Source organism: Oceanimonas pelagia (genome assembly GCF_030849025.1).
GTDB classification, from domain to species: domain Bacteria; phylum Pseudomonadota; class Gammaproteobacteria; order Enterobacterales; family Aeromonadaceae; genus Oceanimonas; species Oceanimonas pelagia.
Genome location: NZ_CP118224.1, coordinates 3,088,338 through 3,113,742, shown reverse-complemented (window position 1 = coordinate 3,113,742; position 25,405 = coordinate 3,088,338). Strand labels below are relative to the sequence as shown.

Sequence of the window (25,405 nt, the reverse complement as noted above, 5' to 3'; positions counted from 1 at the left end):
GGTTACGCCGCCGCCAGTTGCCGGTGCAACAGTTGCCAGTGGCTGTCGAAGTTGAGGGTGGGCTTTTGCCGGAACTGGCTGCGTACATACTGGTTGATGCGGCCTTCCACATAGGCCAGCAGCAGGTTGGCCAGCACGGTTTCGCTCTCGGCGAAACCGTCCCCTTCATACAGGCGGCGCTCGCGCATGATCTGCTTGAGCTGGGTTTCCAGCCGGTCGAACAGCTGGTTGATGCGGGCCAGCAGCCGCTCGTGCTCACCCTGCAGGGCATCGCCGTTGAGCAGGCGGGTAATGCCCGGGTTGCGTTCACAAAAGCCCAGCACCAGCTGCAACACGTAACGCAGCCGCAGGCCGCTGTCCTTTTCGTCCTGCAGTATCAGGTTGATGCGGGAAAACAGGGATTCCTCAATAAAGTCGATCAACCCCTCAAACATGCGTGCCTTGCTGGGAAAGTGCCGGTAAAGGGCGGCTTCCGACACGCCCACCGCGGCGGCCAGCTTGGCGGTGGTAATGCGTTGCCCCGGGCTGGTTTCCAGCATGTGGGCCAGCGCCTGCAGGATCTGCTCCCGGCGGTTTTTCCTGTTCTGGTTCGTATTGGCCATGAAGATGTCCGCTTGGTTAATGGCGACCGGAAGAGCCGAAACCGCCTTCTCCTCGCTCGCTTTGCTCAAAGTCCTCAACCAGTGTGAACTGGGCCTGTACCACCGGCAGGATCACCAGCTGGGCAATGCGCTCGCCGGGCTGAATGGTGAAGCTGTCGTTGCTACGGTTCCAGCAGGATACCATCAGCTGACCCTGATAGTCAGAGTCGATCAGCCCCACCAGGTTGCCCAGTACGATGCCGTGCTTATGGCCCAGGCCGGAGCGGGGCAGTATGGTGGCGCACAGCCCGGGATCCTGAATGTGCATGGCCAGGCCGGTGGGCAGCAGCTGGGTGTCACCCGGCGCCAGGGTGAGGGGCTCATCCAGGCAGGCGCGCAGATCCAGGCCGGCGGAGCCGGGGGTGGCGTAGGCGGGCAGGGGAAAGTCGGTGCCGACCCGGGGGTCGAGAATTTTCAGCTCAATGGGTTTCATGGTATCGGTTCGCAATCAATGTCAGTAACTGTTCGGCCAGCTCGGTCTTGCCGGCCAGGGGTAAATGCTGCCGGCCACCGGGCCAGAACACGCTCAGGGCATTTTGGTCGCTGTTAAACCCACGATCGCTGCCGGATACGTCGTTGGCGGCGATCATGTCGAGGTTTTTGCGCTCGAGTTTGTCGAGGGCGTATTTTTCCACATCCCGCGTTTCGGCGGCAAACCCCACGGTAAAGGGCTTGCGGGGCAGGGCAGCAACCGAGGCGACGATGTCGGGGTTTTTTATCAGCTCCACCACCATATTATCGGCGCGGGTCTTCTTGATCTTGTGCGATGCCACCATTTTTGGCGCATAGTCGGCCACGGCGGCGCAGGCGATAAAGATCTGTTGTTCCTCGATGCCGGCCATCACGGCGTCATACATGTTCTGTGCGCTTTCCACGTTGACCCGCTGCACCCCGGCGGGGGTAGCGAGACTCACCGGGCCGCTCACCAGGGTGACCGCGGCACCCAGTGCCTGTGCGGCGGCGGCCAGGGCAAAGCCCATCTTGCCCGAGCTGTGGTTGGAGATGTAGCGCACCGGATCCAGGGCTTCCCGGGTGGGGCCGGCGGTGAGCATCAGCCTGAGTCCCGCCAGGGGCCGGGCTTTGGGGGCAAAATGCCGCTCCACCTCGGCCACCAGCGCCATGGCTTCCAGCATACGTCCGGGGCCCACGTCGCCACAGGCCTGTTCGCCCTGAGCCGGCCCCCAGATGTGAGTGCCACGGGTCTGCAGGATGGCCAGGTTGGCCTGGGTGGCCGGGTGGCGGTACATCTGCTGATTCATGGCCGGGGCCACCGCCAGCGGCGCCGCCGTGGCCAGCGCCACCGTGGTGAGCAGATCGTCGGCAAGGCCGTTGGCCAGCCGGGCAAGGGTATTGGCGCTGGCGGGGGCGATCAGCAGCAGCTCGGCCCATTTGGCCAGCTCGATATGGCCCATGCCGGCCTCGGCCGCCGGGTCGAGCAGGGCGTGGGATACGGGCTCGCCCGACACCGCCTGCAGGGTCAATGGGGTGATGAATTCCTGAGCGGAGGCGGTCATGATGATCCGCACCTCGGCGCCGCGCTCCTTGAGCCGGCGTACCAGCTCGGGCACCTTGTAGGCGGCAATGCCGCCGGTGATGCCGATGACAATGCGTTTTCCCGCAACGGACATGGCTTGGTTCTCCTCGAGGTCAGGCGGCAAGGTTATCACAAACCCCTGCGGCTGTGCGCTTTGGGCTAGGCTTAACCTTCCAGACTCAATTGTGCTTGGTCAAGGAGGCATTGCCATGAGCATCAAGGACTGGCCTGCGGATGAGCGACCACGGGAAAAGCTGCTGAGCCGGGGGGCGGCCAGCCTGTCGGACGCCGAGCTGCTGGCCATTTTTTTGCGCACCGGCGCCAAAGGCATGGACGCGGTCACCCTGGCCCGCACCCTGCTGGCTCGGTTTGGCTCATTGCGTGGCCTGATGCAGGCGGAGGCGCGCCAGTTTTGCGAAGGGCCCGGTCTGGGCCTGGCCAAATACGTGCAATTGAAGGCCAGCATGGAGCTGATGCGTCGGTTTCTTGATGAACGGATAAAGCGGGAGCATGCCCTCACCAGTCCGGCGCTGACCCGGGCGTTTTTGCAGTTGCGGCTCAGGGATCAGCCCCGGGAAGTGTTTGCCCTGCTGCTGCTCGATAATCAGCACCGGGTGATTGAGTTTCACGAGCTGTTTTACGGCACCCTGGATGCGGCGGCGGTGTATCCGCGGGAAATCGTCACCCTGGCGCTCAAGCAGGGTGCCGCCGCGGTCATTTTGGTGCATAATCATCCGTCCGGAGTGGCCGAGCCCAGCCGGGCGGATCGCATGATCACCGAGCGTATACAGGCCGCCCTGGGGCTGCTGGATATTCGCGTACTGGACCATCTAGTTGTAGGCGATGGCGAAACCGTATCCTTTGCCGAACGTGGCTGGCTTTGATGCCGGGCGTTTGGCGTATTTGTTGATCTCGAGCGGGATTTGCTGTATAAATTGCCGCCTTATTTTGCCCCGACTGACGGCCAACGGGGTATCATTGCTCGAGCAAAAGTAAGTTTTGGAGAAGACTGACATGTCTAAAGTATGCCAAGTAACTGGTAAGCGGCCAGCTGTTGGTAACAACCGCTCTCACGCGAACAACGCCACCAAGCGTCGCTTCCTGCCCAACCTGCAAACTCACCGTTTCTGGGTTGAGAGCGAAAAGCGTTTTGTAAAACTGCGCATCACCACCAAGGGTATGCGTATTATCGACAAGAAAGGTATCGACAGTGTCCTGGCTGACCTGCGTGCCCGTGGCGAAAAGGTCTAAGGAGATAACCCATGGCTGCTAAAGGTATTCGCGAGAAGATCCGCCTGAACTCCAGCGCCGGTACTGGTCACTTCTACACCACTACCAAGAACAAGCGCAACATGCCCGAAAAAATGGAAATCAAAAAGTTTGATCCCGTTGTTCGTCAGCATGTGATCTACAAGGAAGGCAAAATCAAGTAAGATTTTGCCCTCTACAAAAAACCCGGCCCCGGCCGGGTTTTTTTATGCTCGGCGCCCGGGCTATACTGCCGCCCGCCGTGGAGTGAAGGAGAATGCGAATGCCGGAATTGCCGGAAGTGGAAGTGAGTCGTCTGGGCATTACCCCGCACCTGCTGGGAGCGTCGGTGATGCGGGTGGTGGTGCGCAACGCCAGCCTGCGCTGGCCGGTGCCGGAAGAGATCCAGGAGCTCACCGGGCTGACCGTAACCGGCATACGCCGCCGGGCCAAATATCTGCTGCTGCAAACCGACTGGGGCACCGCCATTCTGCACCTGGGCATGTCCGGCAATTTACGGGTGCTGCCCCACGGCACCCCGGCCGGCAAGCACGACCACGTGGACATCGAATTTGCCAATGGCAAGCTGCTGCGGCTGAACGACCCGCGCCGCTTTGGCTGCCTGCTGTGGACCCGCGAGCCGGTGGAACAGCACCCCCTGCTGGCGAAGCTCGGCCCGGAGCCGCTCACCGATGACTTTGACGGCGACCACCTGTTTACCCGCAGCCGGGGCCGCAGGACCGCGGTGAAGCAGTTCATCATGGACAATCATACTGTGGTGGGGGTGGGCAACATCTACGCCAACGAGTCGCTGTTTGCGGCGGGTATTCACCCCCAGCGGGAAGCGGGCAGCATCAGCCGGGCGCGTTACCTGAAACTGGCGGAAGAAATCAAGGCCGTGCTGGCCCGGGCCATCGGTCAGGGGGGCACCACCCTCAAGGACTTTACCGGCAGTGACGGCAAGCCCGGCTATTTCGTGCAGGAGCTGCAGGTGTATGGCCGGGCCGGACAGCCCTGTGGGCAATGCGGCAGCCTGCTGAAGGAAATCCGCATGAATGGCCGCAGCACGGTGTTTTGCGGGCGCTGCCAGCGCTGAGGACGTGTGAGGAGTGAGGCGTAAAATCGTGCTGGTTCACAGCCCCCCACCCCTCACCCCTTACCCCTTACAAGATAATTATGCGAGCTTTTGAGCGATGGCCTTACGTACGGCGTCGGGCACGAACTGGCCGATATCGCCGCCGTGAATGGCCACTTCCTTCACCAGGGTGGAAGAAATAAAGGAGTTTTCCTCGGCCGGGGTGAGAAACACGCTTTCCAGCGTGGGCATCAGTCGCCGGTTCATGTTGGCCAGCTGAAATTCATACTCGAAGTCCGATACCGCCCGCAGGCCCCGCACCAGTACGGTGGCGTTATATTCCTGCGCAAAGTCCACCAGCAGGCCGGAAAAGCCCACCACGGTCACGTTGCTGAGTCGTTCGAGCTGAACCACTTCCTTCACCAGCGCCACCCGCTCTTCCAGCTCAAACATGGGGCGTTTGCTGGGGCTGAAGGCCACGCCCACGATCACCTCGTCAAACAGCTTTGACGCGCGTTCGATCAGATCCAGATGACCATTGGTGATGGGGTCGAAGGTGCCGGGGTAGATGACCCTGATGCTCATGACGGTTCCTTATAAACAAAAGACAGGCAAAGACTTTAAGGTAGAATACCGCAGCACGTGAGCAAGCGGGAGAGCGGAATGAAGCGAATACTGGTGGTACGTAACGACAAGATCGGCGACTTTATGCTGGCCTGGCCGGCCTTTGCCCTGCTGAAGGCATCCCTCGACTGCCATCTTACCGCCCTGGTGCCCGGTTACACACAGCCATTGGCCGGGCTGTGTCCCGACATTGACGCCGTGCTGGCAGATCCGGGCAAGAACGGTGATGCCGCCGCGCAAAAATCCCTGCTGAAACAGCTGAAAAACGGTAACTTCGATGCCGTTATCTGCCTGTTTTCCAATTTTCGCAATGCAAAGTTAATGTGGCAGGCGGGCATTCCCCGGCGCTGGGCGCCGGCCACCAAGCTGGCCCAGGTGTTTTATACCCACAGGGTAAAACAGCGCCGTTCCGAGTCCGCCAAACCGGAATACGAATACAACCTGGATCTGGTGCGCGCTTTTTTGGCTGAAAACGGCATCACGCCGGTCGAGCCGAGCCCCCCCTACCTGCATTTTGAGGCCGATGAGCTGGCGGCATTTCGCGTCCGGCAGGCAACTGCGCTTGGCATTGATGCCGACCGGCCCTGGCTGCTGGTGCATGCCGGCAGCGGCGGTTCCGCCAACAACCTGAGTGCGGCGCAATATGCGGAGCTTATTACCCGGTTAAAAGCGGACTGTCCCGTTGCACAAGCGGTGCTGACCGCCGGGCCGGGAGAAGAGGCGCTGGCGAAAGAAGTGGCCGGCATGGCCGGCGACGGCGCCGTGACGGCCAGCGGACTGCCGCTGCCGGACTTTTGCCGGCTGCTGGCCTGCGGCCAGCTGTTTGTGGCCGGCAGCACCGGGCCGCTGCACATTGCCGCCGCTCTGGATGTGCCTACCGTGGGATTCTTTCCCCTGCGCCGCTCGGCCACGCCGCTGCGCTGGCGGCCCCTTAACAGCGAGGGCCGCCATCTGGCGTTTCACCCGCCGGCAGGAGCGGAAGCCGAAGACATGAGCAGCGTGAACGTCGCCGCCGTGGCCGACAAAGTCAGCCCCTGGGCGGCTGCGTTTCTGTCCTGATCCAGAGGTCGGCGTATTTCACAAAGGTGGAGTGGGCGGACAGCAGGCTGAGCAGCAGCCCCTGCTTGCCGTCGAGAAAGCCGGCCCTGAGTACATACATTTTCACAAAGCAGCCGATGCCGTGCAGCAGACCCTGTGAGAGTGAGCCCTTTTTGCCGCGCCGCTGGCGCTGCTCGGCCCAGGCGGCGGCATAGCCGGCCGATTTCACCAGGTAGTGCTGCAGATCCCGGTAGGTGTAATGCAACAGATCGCCCTTGAGTGGCGCGGTCTTGATGCCGGGGCCGATCTCCACCTTTTCATGTACCAGGGCGTCGTTGTAGCCGGTGAGCGTTCTGGGATAGAGCCGCAGTACCCGGTCCGGATACCAGCCACAATGGCGAATAAAGCGGCCAAATACCCAGGACAGGCGGGGGATGGAGTAAACGGTGTTGGTGACGGGGCTGGCCAGCACGGCTTCTATGCTCTGGCGCAGCTCGGGGGTAACCCGCTCGTCGGCATCGACCCACAGCACCCAGTCGGACTGAACCTTGCTCTGGGCCAGCCGGCGTTGAGGGCCAAAGCCCGGCCACGGGTCGTTGACAAAAAAGCGGGCACCGGCGGCTTCGGCCACGGCTTGAGTGGCGTCCGTACTGCCCGAGTCCATCACCACGATTTCATCCACCCAGTCCAGGGTGGCGAGGCACTCGGCCAGGGTGTCGGCCTCGTTCTTTACAATCAGTACGGCGGCAAGGCTAGGGCGGCTCATGATGGCTCCTGTAACAGATTGAAATCCCGGCAGATGCGGTCGAATTGTGTGGTCACCTGCTCTATGGTGATGCGCTCCATGGCGTGTGGATCTTTCACTCGTGTGCGCCAGGGCAGTTCGGCCGGCGTTTTGCCGGTTTCCGCCAGCAGCGCCTCTTCATAGGCGCTGACCACGTAATCCCGGCAGTGATAGGGGCCGGTACGGGCCGGATTGTGATGAGCGTAGAGCCCCAGCACCGGGGTGCCGGTGAGGGTGGCCATGTGCGCCGGGCCGGTGTCGGGGGCCACCACCAGGCTGGCGCTTTTGATAAGCGCCATCAACTCGGGCAGGCTGGTTTTTCCTACCAGGTTTTCGCCGATGTTACCGCTTATTTGCTGAATTCTGTCGGCAAGATCACGTTCCATCTTTGCCGGGCTGCCGATCAGCATGACCTTCATGCCGTGTGTGTGGGCGTGATCGGCCAGGGCGGCATAGCCTGCGGCAGTCCAGTTCTTGTAGGCCTTGCTGGCGGCGGGGCAGATCAGCAGCAGCGGGCGCCCGTCCTTATGCCGGTCCGCCTGTGTTTGTGCTTCCGGCGGAATGGGCCAGTGCCAGCTCGGCGTGGTCTCCGTGAGTCCCAGCACCTCGCCAAAGCTCATAAAGCCGTCGGCCACGTGTTCACCGCGAGCGCTCACCTTGAGATTGGTAAACAGCCACTGGCCGTCCTTGGCGCGCTCGCGCTCAAATCCGAGGCGATATTCAGCGCGGATGCCCAGGCTGGCGATGCTGGCGCGGATGGCCGCCTGCATGTGCAGCAGGGCGTCAAAGCGACGGTCGCGCAGTTGCTGCCACAACCGGCGGTAGCCTTGCCAGCCGGCGCTTTTATCAAAGATGATGATCTCGACAGCGGGCAACTGGCTCAGCAGTTGGGCTTCGATTTTGCCGGTGACCCAGGTAATGCGGGTGCCGGGCCATTGACGCTGAATGGCCTGTACCAGCGCCACCGCGTGGCAGCAGTCGCCAATGGCGGACAGGCGCAGCAAACACAGAGACTCGGGGGCCGAGGTGAACAGTGCCATAAGGAAACTCTTGTGGAATTGGAGTCCGGCATTATGCAAAGCCTTTTCGGCCATGTAAAATTCGGCTTTTCGCTGGGGGGATGGCAATGGAACGAATTGAGCACGGCTCCGAAATTATCTGGTACGACCCGGAATGTTTTGGCGACTTTCACCGGGATTTCTTTGAAATCGACTACTGGCGCGAGCAGAACGCCATTCGCGGCAAGTCGGTGGGGCGCAATACCACCTGGTTTGTGGAAGACGAGGTGGGCCACAAGGTGCTGCGTCATTACTACCGGGGTGGCATGATCGGCCGGGTGATGGAAGACACCTTTCTGCATGTGGCCGAGTCCAAGAGCCGGGCCATGGCGGAGTTTACCGTGCTGGCCAAGCTGTATCGCAAGGGCCTGCCGGTGCCACGCCCCTGTGCCGCCCGCATGATCCGTTCCAACTTTGTTTATCGTGCCGACATTATTCTTACCCGTATTGAAGGGGCACAGGATCTGGTGGCGATGCTCAAAGAGCGCGAGCTGAACGCCGAACAGTGGCAAAGCATTGGTCAGACCATTCGCCGCTTTCATAATGCCGGCTTGTATCATGCCGATCTCAACAGCCATAACATACTGCTGGACGACAAAGGTCAAAGCTGGCTGATCGACTTTGACAAATGTCATTTCCGCCAGCCCAGCAGCTGGGCCAAGGAAAACATGGAGCGCCTGCTGCGTTCGTTCCGCAAGGAGCAAAGCCTGCACCAGGAGTTTCACTGGGAAGAGCAGGACTGGAAAGCCCTGCTGAAGGGGTATTACAAGGGAAGTTGAGTCTGCCCTTTGAAGATAATAATGACTTAACTTGCCGGGCCATGTTGATGGCCTGGCGCTTGCAGCGGGAAATATAGTGGCATTTACAACTTACCGGCCTGACATTGACGGTCTGAGGGCCATTGCCGTGTTAACGGTAATACTGTTCCATTTCAATAACCAGTGGCTACCTGGAGGATTTATTGGAGTGGATGTGTTCTTTGTGATTTCCGGATACATTATCACTCGAATCATTTATTCGGAAATGACGACTAATAACTTTTCTTTTTTACAGTTTTACGTCAAGCGAATTAAGCGGATATTGCCACTGTTTTATCTGGTGTCGATATCCAGCCTGCTGGTTGCATGGCTGATTCTTACGCCGGATGATCTGGTGCGGCTTGCCGACAGCATTCGTTATGCCAGTGTATTTATTGCCAATGTTCATTTTGAAAGAAACTCTGGCTACTTTGCACCTGCAGCAGAGAATATGCCGCTGTTGCATATGTGGTCATTGTCGGTAGAAGAGCAGTTCTATTTTGCCTGGCCATTATTGCTTTTTCTGTCAATAAAGTTTTTTTCACCTCCCACTCGTAAATGGATTTTTTTCATCGTCATGCTGGCTTTGGTTGGGATTTCTGAATATGCCGCCCGTACCAATGAGGCGTCGGCGTATTACCTGATCCAGTATCGGGGGAGCGAACTGCTGGTGGGTGCTCTGTTGAGCATGCTGGTACATGACAGGGGGAGCTCTTTCTCTTCCCGTGAGTCTGCCATCGCTTGTCTGGGAATGATGGGAGCAGTAATCCTGGCATGGTACTTCGTATGGCTCGACAAGGAGGCGATATTTCCCGGATTGAATGCCTTTATGGTATCAATAGCAAGCGCTTTGATCATTTTGAATGGTGAGCTAAGAAAAGGATTCATCTATCGTTTACTCAGCAATCGGGGGTTGGCATTGTTTGGCCGGCTTTCCTTCTCGCTTTATCTTTGGCATTGGCCGGTGCTGGTACTTTATCGTTATTATTTCAACGCAATTGAGGGGGCAGGGTATATTTTATGTGCCTTGCTGACCTTGCTGCTTTCCTTTGTTTCCTGGAAATACGTTGAAAAGCCCTGCAGATACCTGAAAATTAAAGGCCGTTGGGTGTGGCTGGGTTATTTTGTTATTCCGGTTGTTGCTCTGGTGCTGGTTGCAAAGGATATCAAGAAAAATGAAGGGTACCAGCAAAGAATGCCCGAACAGGCTTTGGCGTTGTACGAGATTTCCGTCTCAAGCTTTAATGATGTAGTGAAGGTTGTCGCAGCTGATGCGGGTTATCGGCCTTTTGAGCCGATACCTGTTGGTGATGAAACCCTCCTCCCTGCCAGGCCTGGTGCCTTGTTATGGGGGGACTCCCATGCCGGGCACTTCCGTTCCTTTATTGAGCAACTGGGAAGGGATAATGGTTTCTATGCACTTTATGGTGGTGCTGGCGGTTGTCCTCCCTTTATCGGTGTGGATCTGATCAAACATGGCCGTCCGGAGGCCGAATGTACCGACAGAAACAACGCGCTGTTTGATACAATCAAAGCGTCCGAAGCCTCCTTGGTTTTTCTGGCCGGCCGTTGGGCCATGTATACGGAAACAACCCGCTCTGAAGGAGAGAAGGGCAGTCGAGTCTTTCTTGGGGACAGCAGCGATTACACCGAATCGGTAGAAAACAGCCGGCGGGCCTTTCGAAAGGGCATGGAGGCCACCATCAAAGGCCTGATCGACAGCAACAAGCGACCGGTGTTGTTTGAGCAGGTGCCCTCCTATTCCTTTGAGCCCAGCAATTGTCTGGTGAAAAAAGCCAGGTATGTCTGGATGGGCGATATAGACTGCGACATGGACAAGGCTGAAGTCGAACTGCGGCAGGCTTATGCCAATCGGGTCATCGCGGAGATGGAGGCCAGATATCCGCAATTGCTGGTTATACGCCTAAATAACCTGGTTTGTTCAGGGGGCAAGTGTGTCAGCCAGCTGGACGGGATCCCCTTGTATTTTGATAATGACCACCTTAATGCCAGGGGCAGCGAGCTGCTGTACCGGAAGTATCGGGAGACGGATCACTATCGAATCTTGCTAGAGCGGCTGAAAAATTAGTGAATATACCGAGCGGCGGTCAGCCGCTCATGAAGTCAGAGAAAAGTTTGCAGGGGCGCCATCGTTTTGGCGATGGCGCCTTTGTTATTTTCGACTGTCAGCCTGGCATTGTGGCCGAGGGTTTGCCGGTATGCCTTGTCTGCCATCAAGGTGGCCAGGGCATGGCTGATAGAGTCTGAGTCAGTCACCGTGAGCAGGGCATTGTGGTTTTCAAGGCGCTGGTGAATATCACTGAAGTTAAAGGTTGAGGGGCCGGTCAGCACCGGCTTGCCCAGGGCTGCCGGCTCCAGCAGGTTATGACCACCGTGTTCAATAAGACTGCCCCCCACAAAGGCCACATCGGCTGCCGCCAGCATCAGCGGCAACTCGCCCATGGTATCCCCCAGATAGACCTGAAAGTCTGCATCGTGCTCCCCTCCGGTTCGGCGGTGCAGGCTGAGCCCCTGTTGCCGCACCAGAGCCGCCACCTGTTCAAAGCGCTGGGGATGGCGGGGCACGAGGATCAGCAGGGCATCAGGAAAACGCTGTAAAAGGCTTTTGTGAGCGTCCAGCAGTTGCTCGTCTTCCCCTTCATGGGTGGAGGCGGCAATCCATACCGGGCGCTTTTCTCCCAGTTGCGCACGCAGCATTTGACCCTGGTTTCGTACGTCATCGTCGTAGTCGATATCAAACTTGATGGAGCCGGTCACGCTCAGCCTGTGTTTCGGCATGCCCAGGCCGGCAAAGCGGTCGGCATCGTCTTGGTACTGGCAGGCAATATGCGTAATATTTTGGGATAACAGGCGGAAAATGCGGTGAAATTTCCGGTATCTGTCGGCAGAGCGCGCAGAGAGACGAGCGTTGAGCACCATGACCGGCAAGCTGCGTTTTCCGCAGGCGGCCAGCCAGTTGGGCCACAGTTCGGTTTCCATAATGAGTAATGCCCGGGGCCGGACCCGGCGTAAAAACAGCGCCACCGCCCAGGGAAAGTCCAGCGGCGCATAGCGATGCTCGATCAGATTTCCGAGCTTTGCGGCCTGATCGGCACCGGTACGGGTGGTGGTGGTCACCAGCACCGGCAGCTCCGGATGTTCGGACTTCAGCTGCTTGATCAGTGGGGTGGCCGCCACCATTTCACCCACACTCACCGCATGCAGCCACACCGGCCGCTGGCCGGTGGTGGGGGGGACCAGGCCCAGATGTTCCGGCCAGCGTTTGCCAAAACCGGGCTTGCCCCTTTGGGGCCGGTACAGCAGGGCCAGCAGCAGCGGACTGAACAGGTGAATAAGCAGGTTGTACGCCAGTCGATAAATCATGGTGGTCAGCTCGCCAGACGGGTCAGTGCATCAATCACGCGCTGGGGCGGCAGCTCTTTCAGACACTTCAGATGACCCAGCGGGCACTCTCGCTTGAAGCAGGGCCGGCATTCAATATCGGTATGCACCACGGCCACTTTTTCCGCCAGCGGCGGCGTGTATTGAGGCGAGGTCGAACCATACACCCCCACCAGCGGCCGTTGCAGGGCGGCGGCGATATGCATCAGTCCGGAGTCGTTGGACACCACGGCGGCGCTCAGTGCCAGCAGGTCGATGGCCTGATGCAGTGAGGTTTTACCCGCCAGCACATGGCAATATTGCTGCTGGTGAGCAGGTAAATAATGCCTGATGGCTTCTGCTACCGGCAGATCCTTGGCGGAGCCGAAAATCCACACCTGCCGGCCCTGCTCAATCTGCTGTTGCGCCACCTCGGCGTAGTACTGCTCGGGCCAGCGCTTGGCGGGGCCGAATTCGGCGCCGGGGCACAGGCTCAGCACCGGCCGGGCTGTGTTCAGACCGAATGCAGTAAGCGCGGTCTGCTGGTTTTGTCCATCTACCGTCAGGGCCGGCCAGGGCAGCTCGGGAATATTCTGGTGGCTTTGCATTTGGGATCTGGGGTAGGCGAGGGCATTATAGCGCTCCACCATCAGCGGAAAGTCCCGCCTGTTGCTGCGCAGATCGTTGAGCAGGCCGTAGCGGGATTCGCCCTTCCAGCCGGTACGCTTTTTAATACCGGCAAACAACGGGATCAGCGCCGATTTCAGCGAGTTGGGCTGAACTATGGCCCAGTCATAGCCCTCTTTTGCCAGTTGTCTGCCCAGCCTGAAACGCTCGCTGAGCCTGAATTCGCCGTGCCCAAGCGGCATCACTATGGCCCTGTCGACCTCCGGCATGCGTTCCAGCAGGGTACAGCACCAGGCCGGCGCCATCACATGCAGCTTGGCCTCGGGGTGTTGCTTTTTCAGGGTGATGTACAGGCTCTGGGACATCACCATGTCTCCGACCCAAGACGGGCCTATAACCAGAATTTTCATGGCGTTGTTACTTTGTCTTTGGTGTGGGGGGATTATACAATCGGCGTCCGGCCCACTCCATGGTAATGCGCAGTGTTTAGACGATTCATTTCCCGTTCGCAGCTATTCAGGGATCAGCTACGTCGGAATCTGGGCAGGCTTATGTTTGACAAGCCTTCATCCGGAGGTGATCTGGCTCAGGTGAAGCGGGTGTTGTTAGTTCGTTGGGATGCCAAAATTGGTGATTCCATTGTTTCGTCGTTTTTCTTTAGAGAATTACGGCGTTTTAGGCCGGATATTTGCATTGATGTGATTACTGCCCCGCATATGGCTACCCTGTATCAGGAGCACTTTGGGGTGGATAATGTTTACTGCTGTAAAAAACGGCCGAGTTATGCTGAGTTGAAAGAACTGGCCTCTGAAATTGGAGCTGTGGACTTGGTTATTCACCTCGGCAAGCATCTTAAAATGAAGGATATCTATTTTCTTCATTGCCTCAAAGCCAGTAATGTAATGGGACTAGACGATGATTTGAATATGGTGAACATTAAGCTTGGTGAGGCTACCAAGGGGCGCCATTTTTCAGAAAAATTTGCTTATGCCCTCAACTTGCTTGGGATCTCTTTGCCGGACTGTCAGTATATTCTTCCTGAAGATGGTGAGCGGCGCTTGCTTATACAGGGTGAGTGGCCAGATTCTTCTGTTATAGCGTTGAACCCGTATGGCAGTGGCAGCAGCCGGCGCCTTAATTTTGACAGTGTATCCATGCTGGTTGAGCAGATAGGAAAGTATAAGCCGGCATGGCAGGTTTGCCTGATGTCGACGCCAGATACCAAGCTGGAAGTGGAAAAATGGTGTCATGAGCTCGGAGAAGAGCGAGTATTTACAGTCGGTTGTGCTGAAACCATCCAAGATGCGATTGAGATCGTACGCTTGTCGGATGCCGTTATTTCTGTCGATACTGCCATTGTGCATATAGCCAGTGGGCTTAATAAGCCATTGCTTGGGATTTATAATGAGGACGAAGGCAACTTCTCTGAGTGGAGTCCCAGGTCGAGCCTCGCTGTTGTTGTTTTTGCCCGAAAGGATAGTGGTGGAATTCAGAATGTTAATAATATTGAGTCTGCAGATTTTGAACAGGCTTTGAAATCATATTTTGGAAAAATGATTGGATAGAGTTTTGATGAAGCTGGCATTAAAATGTCAGCTTCTCATTCCATGATATATTTTCTTTTATTTTTCTGGCCGGTACACCTGCGGCAATGATGTTTTTATCGTGCTTTCCGGTAACGACCGAATTGGCACCGATCACACTGTCCTGCCTATCTCGGATCCTTTAAGAACCATGACATTTTCTGCAAGCCATACGTGGTCACCTATGACAATGTTACCAGCATGATTGATATGATGGCCATTTTCATAAATTTCATGTCCGTCACTGGTAAATATCATCACGTTGTGAGCAAAAAGACGGTTTCTGCCAATGGCCAGTTTTGTGCCTCGCTCTCTACAGGAGAGTTTGCAGTTGCCGGTGTTGGCTGTTCCCGCACCAATATGAATAGTGCAGTCATCTCCCAGTATTTCAATTTTCATATTCTTGATGTTGCAACTTTCTTCAATGAATAGAGAGTTGTTTTTTCTTTCATAAAAATCTCACACCCTCTGAATCTGGTGGGAGGATGGATTTGTAAACGGTTTCCAGATTGAACTTTGATTTTGTTTCTGAGCTAGATTTTTATGTTCAACATCTTTCCTTTATAACATACAGAGTGTCTTTAAATATTATTTTAAGCTTTCCTGAACACATAATTCCCTTTAATCTTCCGCCACAATCCGAATGCATCGGTGCGGGGGAAGATGGCGATGCGGCGGATCTGCCAGGGGTCCTCGTGCATGGCCAAGGGGCCGCTGTTGGTGGCCACGGCAAAGGGGTAACCCAACTCTTTGGCCAGTTGCTTGCTGTCGTTGTTATGAATGCCGTAGGGATAGGCAAACGAATGGAGTGAATGCCCCAATAGTTGCTCCAGTTGTGCCTTGTTGCCGGCGATTTCGGCGTGTTGCTGCTCCCGGTCGAGCCGATCCAGTTTGGGGTGGGTCAGGGTATGGCCGCCAAACTCCACCAGGCCCGAGGCGGCCATTTCCTTTATCTGGTCCGGGGTCATCAGCTCCACGGTTTTTTCCGGGTTGTCGGGGTTTTCCACGTCCCAGCGGTTAAAGCTTTCTCCGGTAACGGCGTAGATCACCGCCTTGAAGCCGTACTTTTTCAGCAGCGGAAACAGCAGATCAAAGTTGTCCTTGTAGCCGTCATCCACCGTGATGATGATGTACTTCTTGCCGGCTTCCAGCCGGCTGGCCAGACCGTTGTCGGCGAGATCGGCAAAGGTGAGGGTTTCATAACCCAGCCGTTTCAGCAATTTGAAGTGCTTTTCCAGCATGTTCACATGCAGATAGGTGCCATGCACACCTTTTTCGCTGTCATCCTTTATGAAGCGGTGATACATGATGATGGGTACTTCCCGCCGCAGCCGATGCACGATCACGCTCTGGTAGTGAGCTTCCAGCTCACTGGTCACGGCTTGCAGGTCATAGGCGGCTTTTACGCTATCGGCCAGGGCGACGCTGTCAAAGCGGGTGTCCAGAGCTGCGGTAATTTGAGTGGGCAGGGTAGTAAAGTCGATATCCAGATCGTTCGGGCCAATATCGCCGAAGTTACTTGCCATGGCGGCCTGAATGTTGTCGGGAGTCACCAGCCCCACGGCCTCGGCTTCACCCACGGCAAACACCGGCCGTTGCATCAGTATGGCTTCCATGGCCACCCGGCCGGCGCCGATGACCAGATCGGATTGGGCCATGAGTCCGGGCACGTCCTGCACGTAGCCGAGAAATTCAACCTTATTCTGAAAGCGATGGAAACGTTCGGGCACTCGTGAACCAGACGCGATTTGCACTTGATAGCGGTCCAGGTCCAGGCACTGGTCCAACAGCTGGTAGCACAGCTCGCCTTTGGGGCCAGTGAGCCGGCCAATAATGCTGATCACCGGTTTGTCGTTGGCGGGTGGTGGCACCGGCTGGTAGCGCTGGGTGTCGATGCCGTTGCGGCCGATGGCAATGAGCTCGGGCGCAACGCCCAGCCCGGTAATCAGCTGATCCCGCACCGCTTCGCACACCGCCAGGGCACGGTCGCCCAGGGCGTGAAACTTCTTGCGTGAAGCATGCACCGGCTGGCGACCATGCACTGTGGTGATCATGGGAGTGCCGGTCAGCTTGCAGGCCACGTAGCAGCTCCAGCTGGAGGCGCGGCTGTGGGCATGCACCAGCTGAATGCGATGCCTTCTGATGAGGTAAATCAGGTAGCCCACGTGCCAGAAACGACGGGGAATACTGCGTTTGTTAAAGCGCAGTCTGAAGAATTCCCCCTGATGTGGCTTGGTCAGGGTGTCGGAGACATAAAACACCCGGTGGCCGCGTGCGCCAAGCGCATCGCCCACCGTGGTGGCATATACCTCCGCGCCGGTCACCTCGAGCTGAGATAACGCCATCAGAATGTTCATGGAATGCCTTATTTATTCAGCCAGCTCATATACTCAGCCACACCTTCGGCCACGGTTTTGAACTCGTGGGGGTAACCGGCGGCGCGCAGTTTGGTGAGGTCGGCCTGGGTAAAGCTCTGGTAACGACCCTTGAGGTGGTCGGGGAAGGGGATGTATTCCACCTCGCCCTTGCCGTGATACTTGATCACCGCCTCGGCCACGTGCTGGAAGGGCTCGGCGCGGCCGGTGCCGCAGTTGAAGATGCCGGATACGGTCGGGTTCTGCCAGAACCAGAGGTTGACCTTGCACACGTCGCCCACATAGATGAAGTCGCGCATCTGGCCGCCGTTGCCATAGCCGTCGCAGCCTTCAAACAGCTTGGGGTTTTCGCCCTGGTGCAGCTGAGTGTTGAGGTGAAAAGCCACGCTCGACATGCTGCCCTTGTGCTGCTCGCGGGGGCCGTACACGTTGAAGTACTTGAGGCCGACCACCTGGGAACTGATCTCCGGCATCAGGCGGCGCACATACTGGTCGAACAGCTGCTTGGAGTAGCCGTAGACGTTGAGCGGTTGTTCGTATTGCGGCTCTTCAATGAAGTTGTCGTTGCGACCGCCGTAGGTGGCGGCGGAAGAGGCGTAGATAAACGGAATTTCCCGCTCCAGGCAGTAGTGCAGCAGATCCTTGGAGTACTCGTAGTTGTTCTCCATCATGAACTTGCCGTTCCACTCGGTGGTGGCGGAGCAGGCGCCTTCGTGGAAGATCACCTCGATGCCGCCCCATTCCTCGAACTCGTCGCCGGACACGATACGGTGCAGGAACTCGTCCTTGTCCAGGTAGTCGGCGATGGTCAGGTCGACCAGGTTGACGAACTTGGTGCCGTCGGTCAGATCGTCGATCACCACCACATCGGTGCGGCCTTGCTCGTTCAGGGTTTTTACCAGGTTGCTGCCAATAAAGCCGGCACCGCCAGTTACAATGATCATCTCTGTCTGCCTCTTGCTGACCGAACCGCATGTTCGGCTGTTCGAACAAAAATTGGCGCCAGTTTACCACGCCTGCGCCGCGAAAAACTAACCCCAAGGGCGGTTGCCGGCGGGCCCGGGCGCACAATGCCTTCTATTATTCGATGAAGCACCGCGACGTTGTCCGGAGAAGCCGGTCCTGTGGAGCTGTGTTTCGTGCCGTCCGTTTGCTTCGAATAAAAGGACTCGTTTTGCGCCACCTTCCGGCACATTATCGGGCATTGGCGGCCGAGCCCGGTGATCCCTTTCACAAATAGCGGGTATGCGCGGAATAAGTTATGAGTATCGCATAATGAGGTAGTAAAATGGTCTGAGTTAAACCCAGATAGCCACATGGAAAACGGGAGTTTGTTATGTCGTCGGCATTTTATGCTTATTTAAGCGAGCAGCTGGAAAACACCAAAGCGGAAGGTCTCTACAAGAAGGAGCGGGTGATCAGTTCCCCCCAGAGTGCCGCCATTCGCGTGGGCGAGCAGGAGGTGATCAACTTCTGCGCCAACAACTATCTGGGACTGGCCAATCATCCGGCCCTGGTCGAGGCGGCGCAGCAGGGCCTGGGCAGCCACGGTTTCGGCATGGCCTCGGTGCGCTTTATCTGCGGTACCCAGGATCTGCACAAGCAGCTGGAAGCCGAGCTGTCGTCCTTCCTGGGTATGGAAGACACCATTCTTTACACTTCCTGCTTCGACGCCAATGCCGGCCTGTTCGAAACCCTGCTGGGTCCGGAAGACGCCATCATTTCCGATGCGCTCAATCATGCCTCCATCATCGACGGGGTGCGTTTGTGCAAGGCCAAACGCTACCGCTACGCCAACAACGACATGACCGAGCTGGAAGCCTGCCTGCAACAGGCCGAGGCCGACGGTGCCCGTTTCAAGCTGATTGCCACCGATGGCGTGTTCTCCATGGACGGCGTCATCGCCAACCTCAAGGCCATCTGCGATCTGGCCGACAAGTACAATGCCCTGGTGATGGTGGACGACTCCCACGCCGTGGGTTTTGTCGGCGAACAGGGCCGGGGCACCCATGAATACTGCCAGGTGATGGAGCGGGTCGACATCATCACCGGCACCCTTGGCAAGGCCCTGGGCGGCGCCTCCGGCGGTTACACCTCGGGCAAGAAGGAAGTGATCGACTGGCTGCGCCAGCGCTCCCGGCCTTACCTGTTCTCCAACTCGGTGGCGCCGGCCATTGTAGCCGCTTCCATCAAGGTACTGGAGATGCTGAAAAACGGTGACGATCTGCGGCAAAGAGTGCGGGAAAACAGCGACTATTTCAGAGAAAAAATGACCGCCGCCGGCTTTACCCTGGCCGGCAAGGATCACGCCATCATTCCGGTGATGCTGGGCGATGCCGCCCTGGCGGCGAAAATGGCCGACAGGCTGCTGGAGAAGGGCATTTACGTTATCGGCTTTTCCTTCCCGGTGGTGCCCAAGGGCCAGGCCCGTATTCGCACCCAGATGTCGGCGGCCCACAGCCGCGAGCAGCTGGATCGGGCCATTGCGGCCTTTACCGAAGTGGGCCGTGAACTGGGCGTGATCTGAGGAGAAAAACCATGAAAGCACTGGCAAAACTGAAAGCCGAACCCGGCATCTGGATGACAGACGTACCCGCGCCCGAGCTGGGGCACAACGATCTGCTGATTAAAATCCGCAAGACCGCCATCTGCGGCACCGACATTCACATCTACAACTGGGACGACTGGTCGCAAAAGACCATTCCGGTGCCCATGGTGGTGGGCCACGAATACGTGGGCGAGGTGGTGGCCATCGGCCAGGAAGTGCGCGGCTTTGAAATCGGCGACCGGGTCTCCGGTGAAGGCCATATCACCTGCGGCCACTGCCGCAACTGCCGGGCCGGCCGTACTCACCTGTGCCGCAATACCGTGGGCGTGGGCGTCAACCGGGAAGGGGCCTTTGCCGAATACCTGGTGATCCCGGCCTTTAACGCCTTCAAGCTGCCCGATGAAATCTCCGACGATCTGGCCGCCATTTTCGATCCGTTCGGCAACGCCGTGCACACCGCGCTGTCGTTTGATCTGGTGGGTGAAGACGTGCTGATCACCGGTGCCGGCCCCATCGGCATCATGGCTGCCGCCGTGGCCCGCCATGTGGGCGCGCGCCATGTGGTGATCACTGACGTCAATGATTACCGCCTCGAGCTGGCGCGCAAAATGGGTGTGACCCGTGCGGTGAACGTGGCCAGTGAAAACCTGAATGATGTGATGGCCGAGCTGGGCATGACCGAGGGTTTTGATGTAGGTCTGGAGATGTCCGGTGTGCCGGCGGCCTTCCAGGACATGCTGGCCAAGATGAACCACGGCGGCAAGGTGGCCATGCTGGGCATTCCGCCTTCCGACATGGCCATTGACTGGAACCAGGTGATCTTCAAGGGGCTGGTGCTCAAGGGCATTTACGGCCGGGAGATGTTTGAAACCTGGTACAAGATGGCCAGCCTGATCCAGTCGGGCCTGGATCTGAGCCCCATCATCACCCACCACTTCAAGGTGGATGACTTCCAGCAGGGCTTCGACACCATGCGCTCCGGCCAGTCCGGCAAGGTGATCCTCGACTGGCAGTAAGCCGGTTATCGCAAGGGCCTGTAAGTGCAGGCCCTTGTTACCGAGGCGACTCTCTTACCATATTGCCAGTCCCCAGTCCCCAGTCCCCAGTCCCCAGTCCCCAGTCCCCAGTCCCCAGTCCCCAGTCCCATTCGAAGCATTTTCCTCTTGTGCTAATTTCGTACAAGGGTTAGAACAGAGAAGACGGCCGGAGCCGTTCCGGCTACCCGATTTCGAATAGAGGATGTTCGTATGGTGACAAGGAATAAAAAGGCGGTGGCACTGGCGGTGTTTGCGGCCCTGGGGTATGGCGCAGCGTTCTCTGCACAGGCCGAGATCATCAAGATTGCCATTGCCGGCCCCATTACCGGTCCGGTGGCCCAGTACGGCGACATGCAGTTCACCGGCGGCCGCATGGCGGTGGAGCTGATCAACAAGTCCGGCAAGCTGGGCGAGCATACCCTGGAAGCGGTGGAGTACGACGACGCCTGTGATCCCAAGCAGGCAGTGGCGGTGGCCAACCGCATCGTCAACGACGGCATTCAGTTCGTGGCCGGCCACCTGTGCTCCGACAGCACCCTGCCGGCGTCGGACGTCTACGACGATGAAGGCATTCTGATGGTCACTCCGGCGGCCACCAGCCCGGCCATTACCGAGCGGGGTCTGGAATTCGTGATGCGCACCATCGGCCTCGACAGCGATCAGGGCCCCACCGCGGCGCACTATATTGTGGAGCAGGTCAAACCCGAGCGCATCGCCATTATTCACGACAAGAAGCAATACGGTGAAGGGCTGGCGTCCAGTGTGCGCGATGCACTCAAGGAGGCCGGTGCCAATGTGGTGGCCTATGAGGGGATCACCTCCGGCGACAAGGATTTCTCGGCGCTGATCGCCAAACTGCAGCGGGAGCAGGTGGACTTCGTCTATTACGGCGGCTACCACCCGGAGCTGGGGCTGATTTTGCGCCAGTCCGCCGAAAAGGGGTTCAAGGCCCGCTTTATGGGACCGGAAGGCGTGGGCCATAAAGACATCACCTCCATCGCCGGCGACGCCTCCGAAGGCCTGCTGGTGACCCTGCCCAAGAAATATGACCTCGACCCGGCCAACGCCGACATAGTGGCGGCCATTCAGGCCAGGGGCGAAGATCCCACCGGCCCCTTTGTGTGGACCACCTATGCGGCGGTGGAGGCTATTGCCGAGGGCATTAAACGCGCCGGTGCCGATCCGGAAGCGGTGGCCACCGCGCTGCGGGCCGAGCCGGTCGACACCGTGATGGGCCCGCTGTCCTGGGATGAAAAAGGCGACCTCAAGGGTTTTGAGTTCGGTGTGTTCGCCTGGCACAAGGACGGCACCTCCACCCAACTGTAACTCCGGTCATTTTATCGTCAACAGGCGGAGCCTGCTCCGCCTGATCTGACGGCGCTCATTGTGCAACGACAAGGAAAGGTTGTATGTCCGAGCCCCTTCTTTATTTTATTCAGCAATTGCTTAACGGCCTGACCATTGGCAGCACCTATGCGCTGATCGCCATCGGTTACACCATGGTGTACGGCATTATCGGCATGATCAACTTCGCCCACGGCGAGGTATACATGATCGGCGCCTACGCCGCCTTTATGGTGATGACCGCCCTGACCATGCTGGGTATTGACAGCACCGCGCTGCTGCTGTGCGCTGCCTTTCTGGTGAGCATTATCCTGACCAGTGTCTACGGTTATTCTATCGAGCGGGTGGCCTACCGGCCGCTGCGCAGCAGCAAGCGGCTGATTGCGCTGATCTCCGCCATCGGCATGTCCATCTTTCTGCAGAACATGATGCGCCTGGCCCAGGGCTCCCGGGATATCGCCATTCCTTCCCTGCTGCCCGGCGGCTGGAGTTTTGGCAACGAGGGCTTTCAGGCCACCTTGTCCTACATGCAGCTCATTATCTTTGTGGTGACCTTTATCACCATGACCCTGCTGTCGCTGTTTATTTCCCGCTCGCGCATGGGTCGGGCCTGCCGTGCTTGCGCCGAAGATCTGAAAATGGCCAACCTGCTCGGCATCAACAGCAACAGCATTATCGCCCTGACCTTTGTTATCGGCGCGGCGCTGGCGGCGGTGGCCGGGGTGCTGCTTGGCTCCTACTACGGCGTGATCAACCCCTACATCGGCTTTATTGCCGGGCTCAAGGCCTTTACCGCCGCCGTGCTCGGCGGCATTGGCAGCATTCCCGGCGCCGTGCTCGGCGGACTGCTGCTGGGTGTGACCGAGGCCATGACCGGCGCCTATTTCAGCACCGAATACAAGGACGTGGTGTCCTTTGGCCTGCTGATCTTCGTGCTGCTGTTCATGCCCACTGGCATTCTGGGCAAACCGGAGGTGGAAAAGGTATGAGCCGACTCAAATCCTCACTCATTGCCGCCGGCCTGTTCTTGCTGCTGGCGGGCTGGCTGCTCGGATTCCGGCTGGAGACCGCGGGCACCCGGCTGGTGGTGTCCAACCGGCTGGACGCCAGCTGGCAGTGGCTGGCACTGGGGGCGGGGCTGGTATTTCTGGCCCAGCTGTTTGCCGATCAGTGGCGCAAACCCTTTCGTTACCTTTCGGATCGCAAGGGCAGTTTTGCCCTGCCGGCCCCCGAAGAACAGCCCTGGTTGTATCGCATCGTCACCGTGCTGGTGCTGGCTACCCTGCTGGTATGGCCCTTTATGGGCTCGCGCGGCGCCGTGGATCTGGCCACGCTCACCCTGATTTACGTCATGCTGGGGCTGGGCCTCAATGTGGTGGTGGGCCTGGCTGGCCTGCTCGATCTGGGCTACGTGGCCTTTTATGCGGTGGGCGCCTACAGCTACGCCCTGCTTAACGCTTATTTCGGGCTGGATTTCTGGACCTGCCTGCTGCTGGGCGGCGCCCTGGCGGCAACCTTTGGCTTTCTGCTGGGTTTTCCGGTGCTGCGGCTGCGGGGGGACTACCTGGCCATCGTGACCCTGGGGTTCGGCGAGATCATTCGTATATTGCTCAACAATATGACCGAGCTGACCGGCGGCCCCAACGGCATTGCCGGCATTCCCAAGCCCACCCTGTTCGGGCTGGAGTTCGAGCGCCGGGGCGACAATCCCTTTCACGAGTTTTTCGGCATCGCCTACAACTCGGGGCACAAGGTGATCTTCCTCTACCTGCTGGCACTGGTGCTGGTGGTGCTGACCATCTTTATCATCAACCGCCTGCTGCGCATGCCCCTGGGGCGGGCTTGGGAGGCGCTGCGCGAGGATGAAATCGCCTGCCGCTCCCTCGGGCTTAACCCCACCCTGATCAAGCTCAGCGCCTTTACCATAGGGGCGGCCTTTGCGGGGTTTGCCGGCTGCTTCTTTGCCGCCCGGCAGGGCTTTATCAGCCCCGAGTCCTTTGTGTTTATCGAGTCGGCCATCATTCTGGCCATCGTGGTGCTGGGGGGCATGGGCTCGCAGATTGGTGTGGTGCTGGCGGCCATCATCATGACCATACTGCCGGAGCTGACCCGGGAATTTAACGAGTACCGCATGCTGCTGTTTGGCCTGCTGATGGTGCTGATGATGATCTGGCGGCCTCAAGGGCTGCTGCCGATGCATCGCCCCCACATGGAGCTGAAATCATGAGTGAACTGCTGAAGGTATCCGGCCTCACCATGCGCTTTGGCGGCCTGGTGGCGGTGGACGGGGTGGCGCTTACCATGAACGAACGGCAAATCGTGTCCATCATCGGCCCCAACGGCGCCGGTAAAACGACCGTGTTCAACTGCCTGTCGGGCTTTTACCGGCCCAGTGGCGGCAATGTCAACTTTCGTGGCCAGGCCATCGCCGGTCTGCCCGGCCACAAGATTGCCCGGTTAGGGATGGTGCGCACTTTTCAGCATGTGCGCCTGTTCAAGGAGATGACGGTGCTGGAAAACCTGCTGGTGGCTCAGCATGCCCACCTCAACACCCACTTTCTCGCCGGCCTGCTGAAAACTCCGGGCTTTCGCCGGGCCGAACGGGAAGGGCTGGAGCGGGCCCATTACTGGCTGGAAAAGGTCAATCTCACCGAATTTGCCAACCGCGCCGCCGGCAACCTGGCCTATGGTCAGCAGCGCCGGCTGGAGATCGCCCGCTGCATGGCGGCACGACCGGCCCTGCTGATGCTGGACGAGCCTGCGGCGGGGCTGAATCCGAACGAGACTCAGGAGCTGAACCGGCTGATCCAGGATCTGCGCGATAACGAAGGGGTCAGCGTGCTGCTGATCGAGCACGACATGAAGCTGGTGATGGACATTTCCGATCATATTTACGTGGTCAACCAGGGCCGGCCCCTGGCGGACGGCAGCCCCGAGGCGGTGCGCAGCCATCCCGATGTGATCAACGCCTACCTGGGAGAAGCCTGATGCTGCATGTCGACAATATCTGTGCCCATTACGGCAAGATCCAGGCGCTGGAAGACGTGACCGTGCATATTGAGCAGGGGGAGATCGTCACCCTGATCGGCGCCAACGGCGCCGGCAAGACCACATTAATGATGAGCATCTGCGGCGATCCCCGGCCGTCCCGGGGCCGGGTGGTGTTTGAGGGCCAGGACCTGTCCGAACTGGATACCGCCGCCATCATGCGCCGGGACATCGCCATTGTGCCGGAAGGACGGCGCATCTTCGCCCGGCTTACGGTGGAAGAAAACCTGCACATGGGCGCCTTTTTCGTGGACAGGCGCGAGCACACCGGCCTGATGGCCGAGGTGTTTGCCATGTTTCCCCGGCTCAAGGAGCGGCGTCATCAGCGCGCCGGCACCATGTCCGGCGGCGAGCAGCAGATGCTGGCCATCGGCCGGGCGCTGATGAGCAAACCCCGGCTGCTGCTGCTGGACGAACCCTCTCTGGGGCTGGCGCCCATTATCATCAATCAGATTTTCGACACCATCGCCCGGCTGCGCAAGGAAAAGGGCATGACCATCTTTCTGGTGGAGCAGAACGCCAACCAGGCGCTCAAGCTGGCCGACCGGGGCTATGTGCTGGAAAACGGCCGGGTGGTGCTGGCCGATACCGGTGCCGCCCTGCTGGTGAACGAGCGGGTGCGTAACGCCTATCTGGGCGGCTGAAGCCGAATTGGGTACACTG

The 25,405-nt window shown here is 58.5% G+C and carries 26 protein-coding genes; 16 read left to right on the top strand and 10 right to left on the bottom strand.

From position 1 onward, the window contains the following. Positions 1-2 precede the first annotated feature (2 nt). Genes slmA through coaBC form a run of 3 tightly spaced genes read right to left on the bottom strand, consistent with a single transcriptional unit; the run spans position 3 to position 2,269 of the window. The gene (gene slmA, locus PU634_RS14900; protein WP_306761548.1) at positions 3-602 is read right to left on the bottom strand and encodes a nucleoid occlusion factor SlmA; all 600 of its coding nucleotides are present in this window, start codon (positions 600-602) and stop codon (positions 3-5) included. A gap of 16 nt (positions 603-618) precedes the next feature. Beyond that, positions 619-1,074, bottom strand: coding sequence for a dUTP diphosphatase (gene dut, locus PU634_RS14895; protein WP_306761547.1), 456 nt, complete (start codon positions 1,072-1,074; stop codon positions 619-621). Further along, positions 1,061-2,269: a bifunctional phosphopantothenoylcysteine decarboxylase/phosphopantothenate--cysteine ligase CoaBC gene (coaBC, locus tag PU634_RS14890; RefSeq protein ID WP_306761546.1), complete on the bottom strand. Its 1,209-nt coding sequence runs from the start codon at positions 2,267-2,269 to the stop codon at positions 1,061-1,063. Before coaBC ends, dut begins: the two co-directional genes overlap by 14 nt. Positions 2,270-2,384: 115 nt before the next feature. Here coaBC and radC point away from each other — a divergent pair, with 115 nt between their 5' ends. The 4 genes from radC to mutM all read left to right on the top strand — a co-directional run bounded on the left by radC (position 2,385) and on the right by mutM (position 4,519). Continuing rightward, on the top strand, positions 2,385-3,059 hold the full coding sequence (gene radC, locus PU634_RS14885; RefSeq protein WP_306761545.1) for a RadC family protein: 675 nt from the start codon (positions 2,385-2,387) through the stop codon (positions 3,057-3,059). A 130-nt stretch (positions 3,060-3,189) separates the two neighbouring features. After that, on the top strand, positions 3,190-3,426 hold the full coding sequence (gene rpmB, locus PU634_RS14880; protein ID WP_014291125.1) for a 50S ribosomal protein L28: 237 nt from the start codon (positions 3,190-3,192) through the stop codon (positions 3,424-3,426). Between the two features lie 11 nt (positions 3,427-3,437). Next, the gene (gene rpmG / locus PU634_RS14875; protein ID WP_019934506.1) at positions 3,438-3,608 is read left to right on the top strand and encodes a 50S ribosomal protein L33; all 171 of its coding nucleotides are present in this window, start codon (positions 3,438-3,440) and stop codon (positions 3,606-3,608) included. A 98-nt stretch (positions 3,609-3,706) separates the two neighbouring features. Further along, positions 3,707-4,519 carry a bifunctional DNA-formamidopyrimidine glycosylase/DNA-(apurinic or apyrimidinic site) lyase gene (gene mutM / locus PU634_RS14870; protein WP_306761544.1) on the top strand — a complete coding sequence of 271 codons (813 nt, stop codon included), beginning with the start codon at positions 3,707-3,709 and terminating at the stop codon, positions 4,517-4,519. Positions 4,520-4,597: 78 nt separating this feature from the next. Here the strand turns inward: mutM and coaD are convergent, their stop codons facing one another. Further along, positions 4,598-5,083, bottom strand: a complete 486-nt coding sequence (gene coaD, locus PU634_RS14865) for a pantetheine-phosphate adenylyltransferase (RefSeq protein ID WP_306761543.1) — start codon at positions 5,081-5,083, stop codon at positions 4,598-4,600. Between the two features lie 78 nt (positions 5,084-5,161). Here coaD and PU634_RS14860 point away from each other — a divergent pair, with 78 nt between their 5' ends. Further along, a complete protein-coding gene (locus tag PU634_RS14860; protein ID WP_306761542.1) occupies positions 5,162-6,181 on the top strand; it encodes a glycosyltransferase family 9 protein in 1,020 nt (339 codons plus the stop codon). Here the strand turns inward: PU634_RS14860 and PU634_RS14855 are convergent. Then, positions 6,150-6,926 carry a glycosyltransferase family 2 protein gene (locus PU634_RS14855; RefSeq protein WP_306761541.1) on the bottom strand — a complete coding sequence of 259 codons (777 nt, stop codon included), beginning with the start codon at positions 6,924-6,926 and terminating at the stop codon, positions 6,150-6,152. The genes PU634_RS14860 and PU634_RS14855 overlap by 32 nt on opposite strands. After that, positions 6,923-7,984, bottom strand: coding sequence for a glycosyltransferase family 9 protein (locus PU634_RS14850; RefSeq protein ID WP_306761540.1), 1,062 nt, complete (start codon positions 7,982-7,984; stop codon positions 6,923-6,925). Before PU634_RS14850 ends, PU634_RS14855 begins: the two co-directional genes overlap by 4 nt. A gap of 86 nt (positions 7,985-8,070) precedes the next feature. On the opposite strand from PU634_RS14850, the gene PU634_RS14845 reads away from it, so the two are divergent. Beyond that, entirely contained in the window at positions 8,071-8,781 is a 711-nt protein-coding gene (locus PU634_RS14845; RefSeq protein WP_306761539.1) for a 3-deoxy-D-manno-octulosonic acid kinase, read from the top strand. Positions 8,782-8,857: 76 nt separating this feature from the next. Further along, complete coding sequence (locus PU634_RS14840; RefSeq protein ID WP_306761538.1) at positions 8,858-10,888, top strand: acyltransferase family protein; 2,031 nt, start codon at positions 8,858-8,860, stop codon at positions 10,886-10,888. A gap of 35 nt (positions 10,889-10,923) precedes the next feature. On the opposite strand, the gene waaA is transcribed toward PU634_RS14840, so the two are convergent. Continuing rightward, a complete protein-coding gene (gene waaA / locus PU634_RS14835; protein ID WP_306761537.1) occupies positions 10,924-12,183 on the bottom strand; it encodes a lipid IV(A) 3-deoxy-D-manno-octulosonic acid transferase in 1,260 nt (419 codons plus the stop codon). A 5-nt stretch (positions 12,184-12,188) separates the two neighbouring features. Further along, positions 12,189-13,217 (bottom strand): lipopolysaccharide heptosyltransferase II, encoded by a 1,029-nt coding sequence (waaF, locus tag PU634_RS14830; RefSeq protein WP_306761536.1) that lies wholly within the window; start codon positions 13,215-13,217, stop codon positions 12,189-12,191. Positions 13,218-13,358: 141 nt separating this feature from the next. Between waaF and PU634_RS14825 the strand changes: the two genes are divergently transcribed. Next, positions 13,359-14,372, top strand: coding sequence for a glycosyltransferase family 9 protein (locus PU634_RS14825; RefSeq protein WP_306761535.1), 1,014 nt, complete (start codon positions 13,359-13,361; stop codon positions 14,370-14,372). A gap of 219 nt (positions 14,373-14,591) precedes the next feature. After that, on the top strand, positions 14,592-14,822 hold the full coding sequence (locus tag PU634_RS14820) for a hypothetical protein (RefSeq protein ID WP_306761534.1): 231 nt from the start codon (positions 14,592-14,594) through the stop codon (positions 14,820-14,822). Positions 14,823-14,983: 161 nt separating this feature from the next. On the opposite strand, the gene PU634_RS14815 is transcribed toward PU634_RS14820, so the two are convergent. Both PU634_RS14815 and rfaD read right to left on the bottom strand, forming a co-directional pair. Beyond that, the gene (locus PU634_RS14815) at positions 14,984-16,747 is read right to left on the bottom strand and encodes a bifunctional glycosyltransferase family 4 protein/polysaccharide deacetylase (protein ID WP_306761533.1); all 1,764 of its coding nucleotides are present in this window, start codon (positions 16,745-16,747) and stop codon (positions 14,984-14,986) included. Between the two features lie 8 nt (positions 16,748-16,755). Next, complete coding sequence (gene rfaD / locus PU634_RS14810; protein WP_306761532.1) at positions 16,756-17,709, bottom strand: ADP-glyceromanno-heptose 6-epimerase; 954 nt, start codon at positions 17,707-17,709, stop codon at positions 16,756-16,758. A 392-nt stretch (positions 17,710-18,101) separates the two neighbouring features. Here rfaD and PU634_RS14805 point away from each other — a divergent pair, with 392 nt between their 5' ends. The 7 genes from PU634_RS14805 to PU634_RS14775 all read left to right on the top strand — a co-directional run bounded on the left by PU634_RS14805 (position 18,102) and on the right by PU634_RS14775 (position 25,386). Then, the gene (locus tag PU634_RS14805; RefSeq protein WP_306761531.1) at positions 18,102-19,292 is read left to right on the top strand and encodes a glycine C-acetyltransferase; all 1,191 of its coding nucleotides are present in this window, start codon (positions 18,102-18,104) and stop codon (positions 19,290-19,292) included. Between the two features lie 11 nt (positions 19,293-19,303). Then, positions 19,304-20,329, top strand: coding sequence for an L-threonine 3-dehydrogenase (tdh, locus tag PU634_RS14800; protein WP_306761530.1), 1,026 nt, complete (start codon positions 19,304-19,306; stop codon positions 20,327-20,329). Between the two features lie 231 nt (positions 20,330-20,560). Next, positions 20,561-21,676: a branched-chain amino acid ABC transporter substrate-binding protein gene (locus tag PU634_RS14795; RefSeq protein WP_306761529.1), complete on the top strand. Its 1,116-nt coding sequence runs from the start codon at positions 20,561-20,563 to the stop codon at positions 21,674-21,676. A gap of 83 nt (positions 21,677-21,759) precedes the next feature. Then, positions 21,760-22,683, top strand: coding sequence for a high-affinity branched-chain amino acid ABC transporter permease LivH (livH, locus tag PU634_RS14790; protein WP_306761528.1), 924 nt, complete (start codon positions 21,760-21,762; stop codon positions 22,681-22,683). Then, positions 22,680-23,921: a high-affinity branched-chain amino acid ABC transporter permease LivM gene (locus PU634_RS14785; RefSeq protein ID WP_306761527.1), complete on the top strand. Its 1,242-nt coding sequence runs from the start codon at positions 22,680-22,682 to the stop codon at positions 23,919-23,921. The genes livH and PU634_RS14785 overlap by 4 nt, the downstream gene beginning before the upstream one ends. Then, positions 23,918-24,682 carry a high-affinity branched-chain amino acid ABC transporter ATP-binding protein LivG gene (livG, locus tag PU634_RS14780; RefSeq protein WP_371319609.1) on the top strand — a complete coding sequence of 255 codons (765 nt, stop codon included), beginning with the start codon at positions 23,918-23,920 and terminating at the stop codon, positions 24,680-24,682. Before PU634_RS14785 ends, livG begins: the two co-directional genes overlap by 4 nt. Then, positions 24,682-25,386 carry an ATP-binding cassette domain-containing protein gene (locus PU634_RS14775; protein WP_306761526.1) on the top strand — a complete coding sequence of 235 codons (705 nt, stop codon included), beginning with the start codon at positions 24,682-24,684 and terminating at the stop codon, positions 25,384-25,386. Before livG ends, PU634_RS14775 begins: the two co-directional genes overlap by 1 nt. The last annotated feature ends 19 nt before the right edge of the window (positions 25,387-25,405 follow it).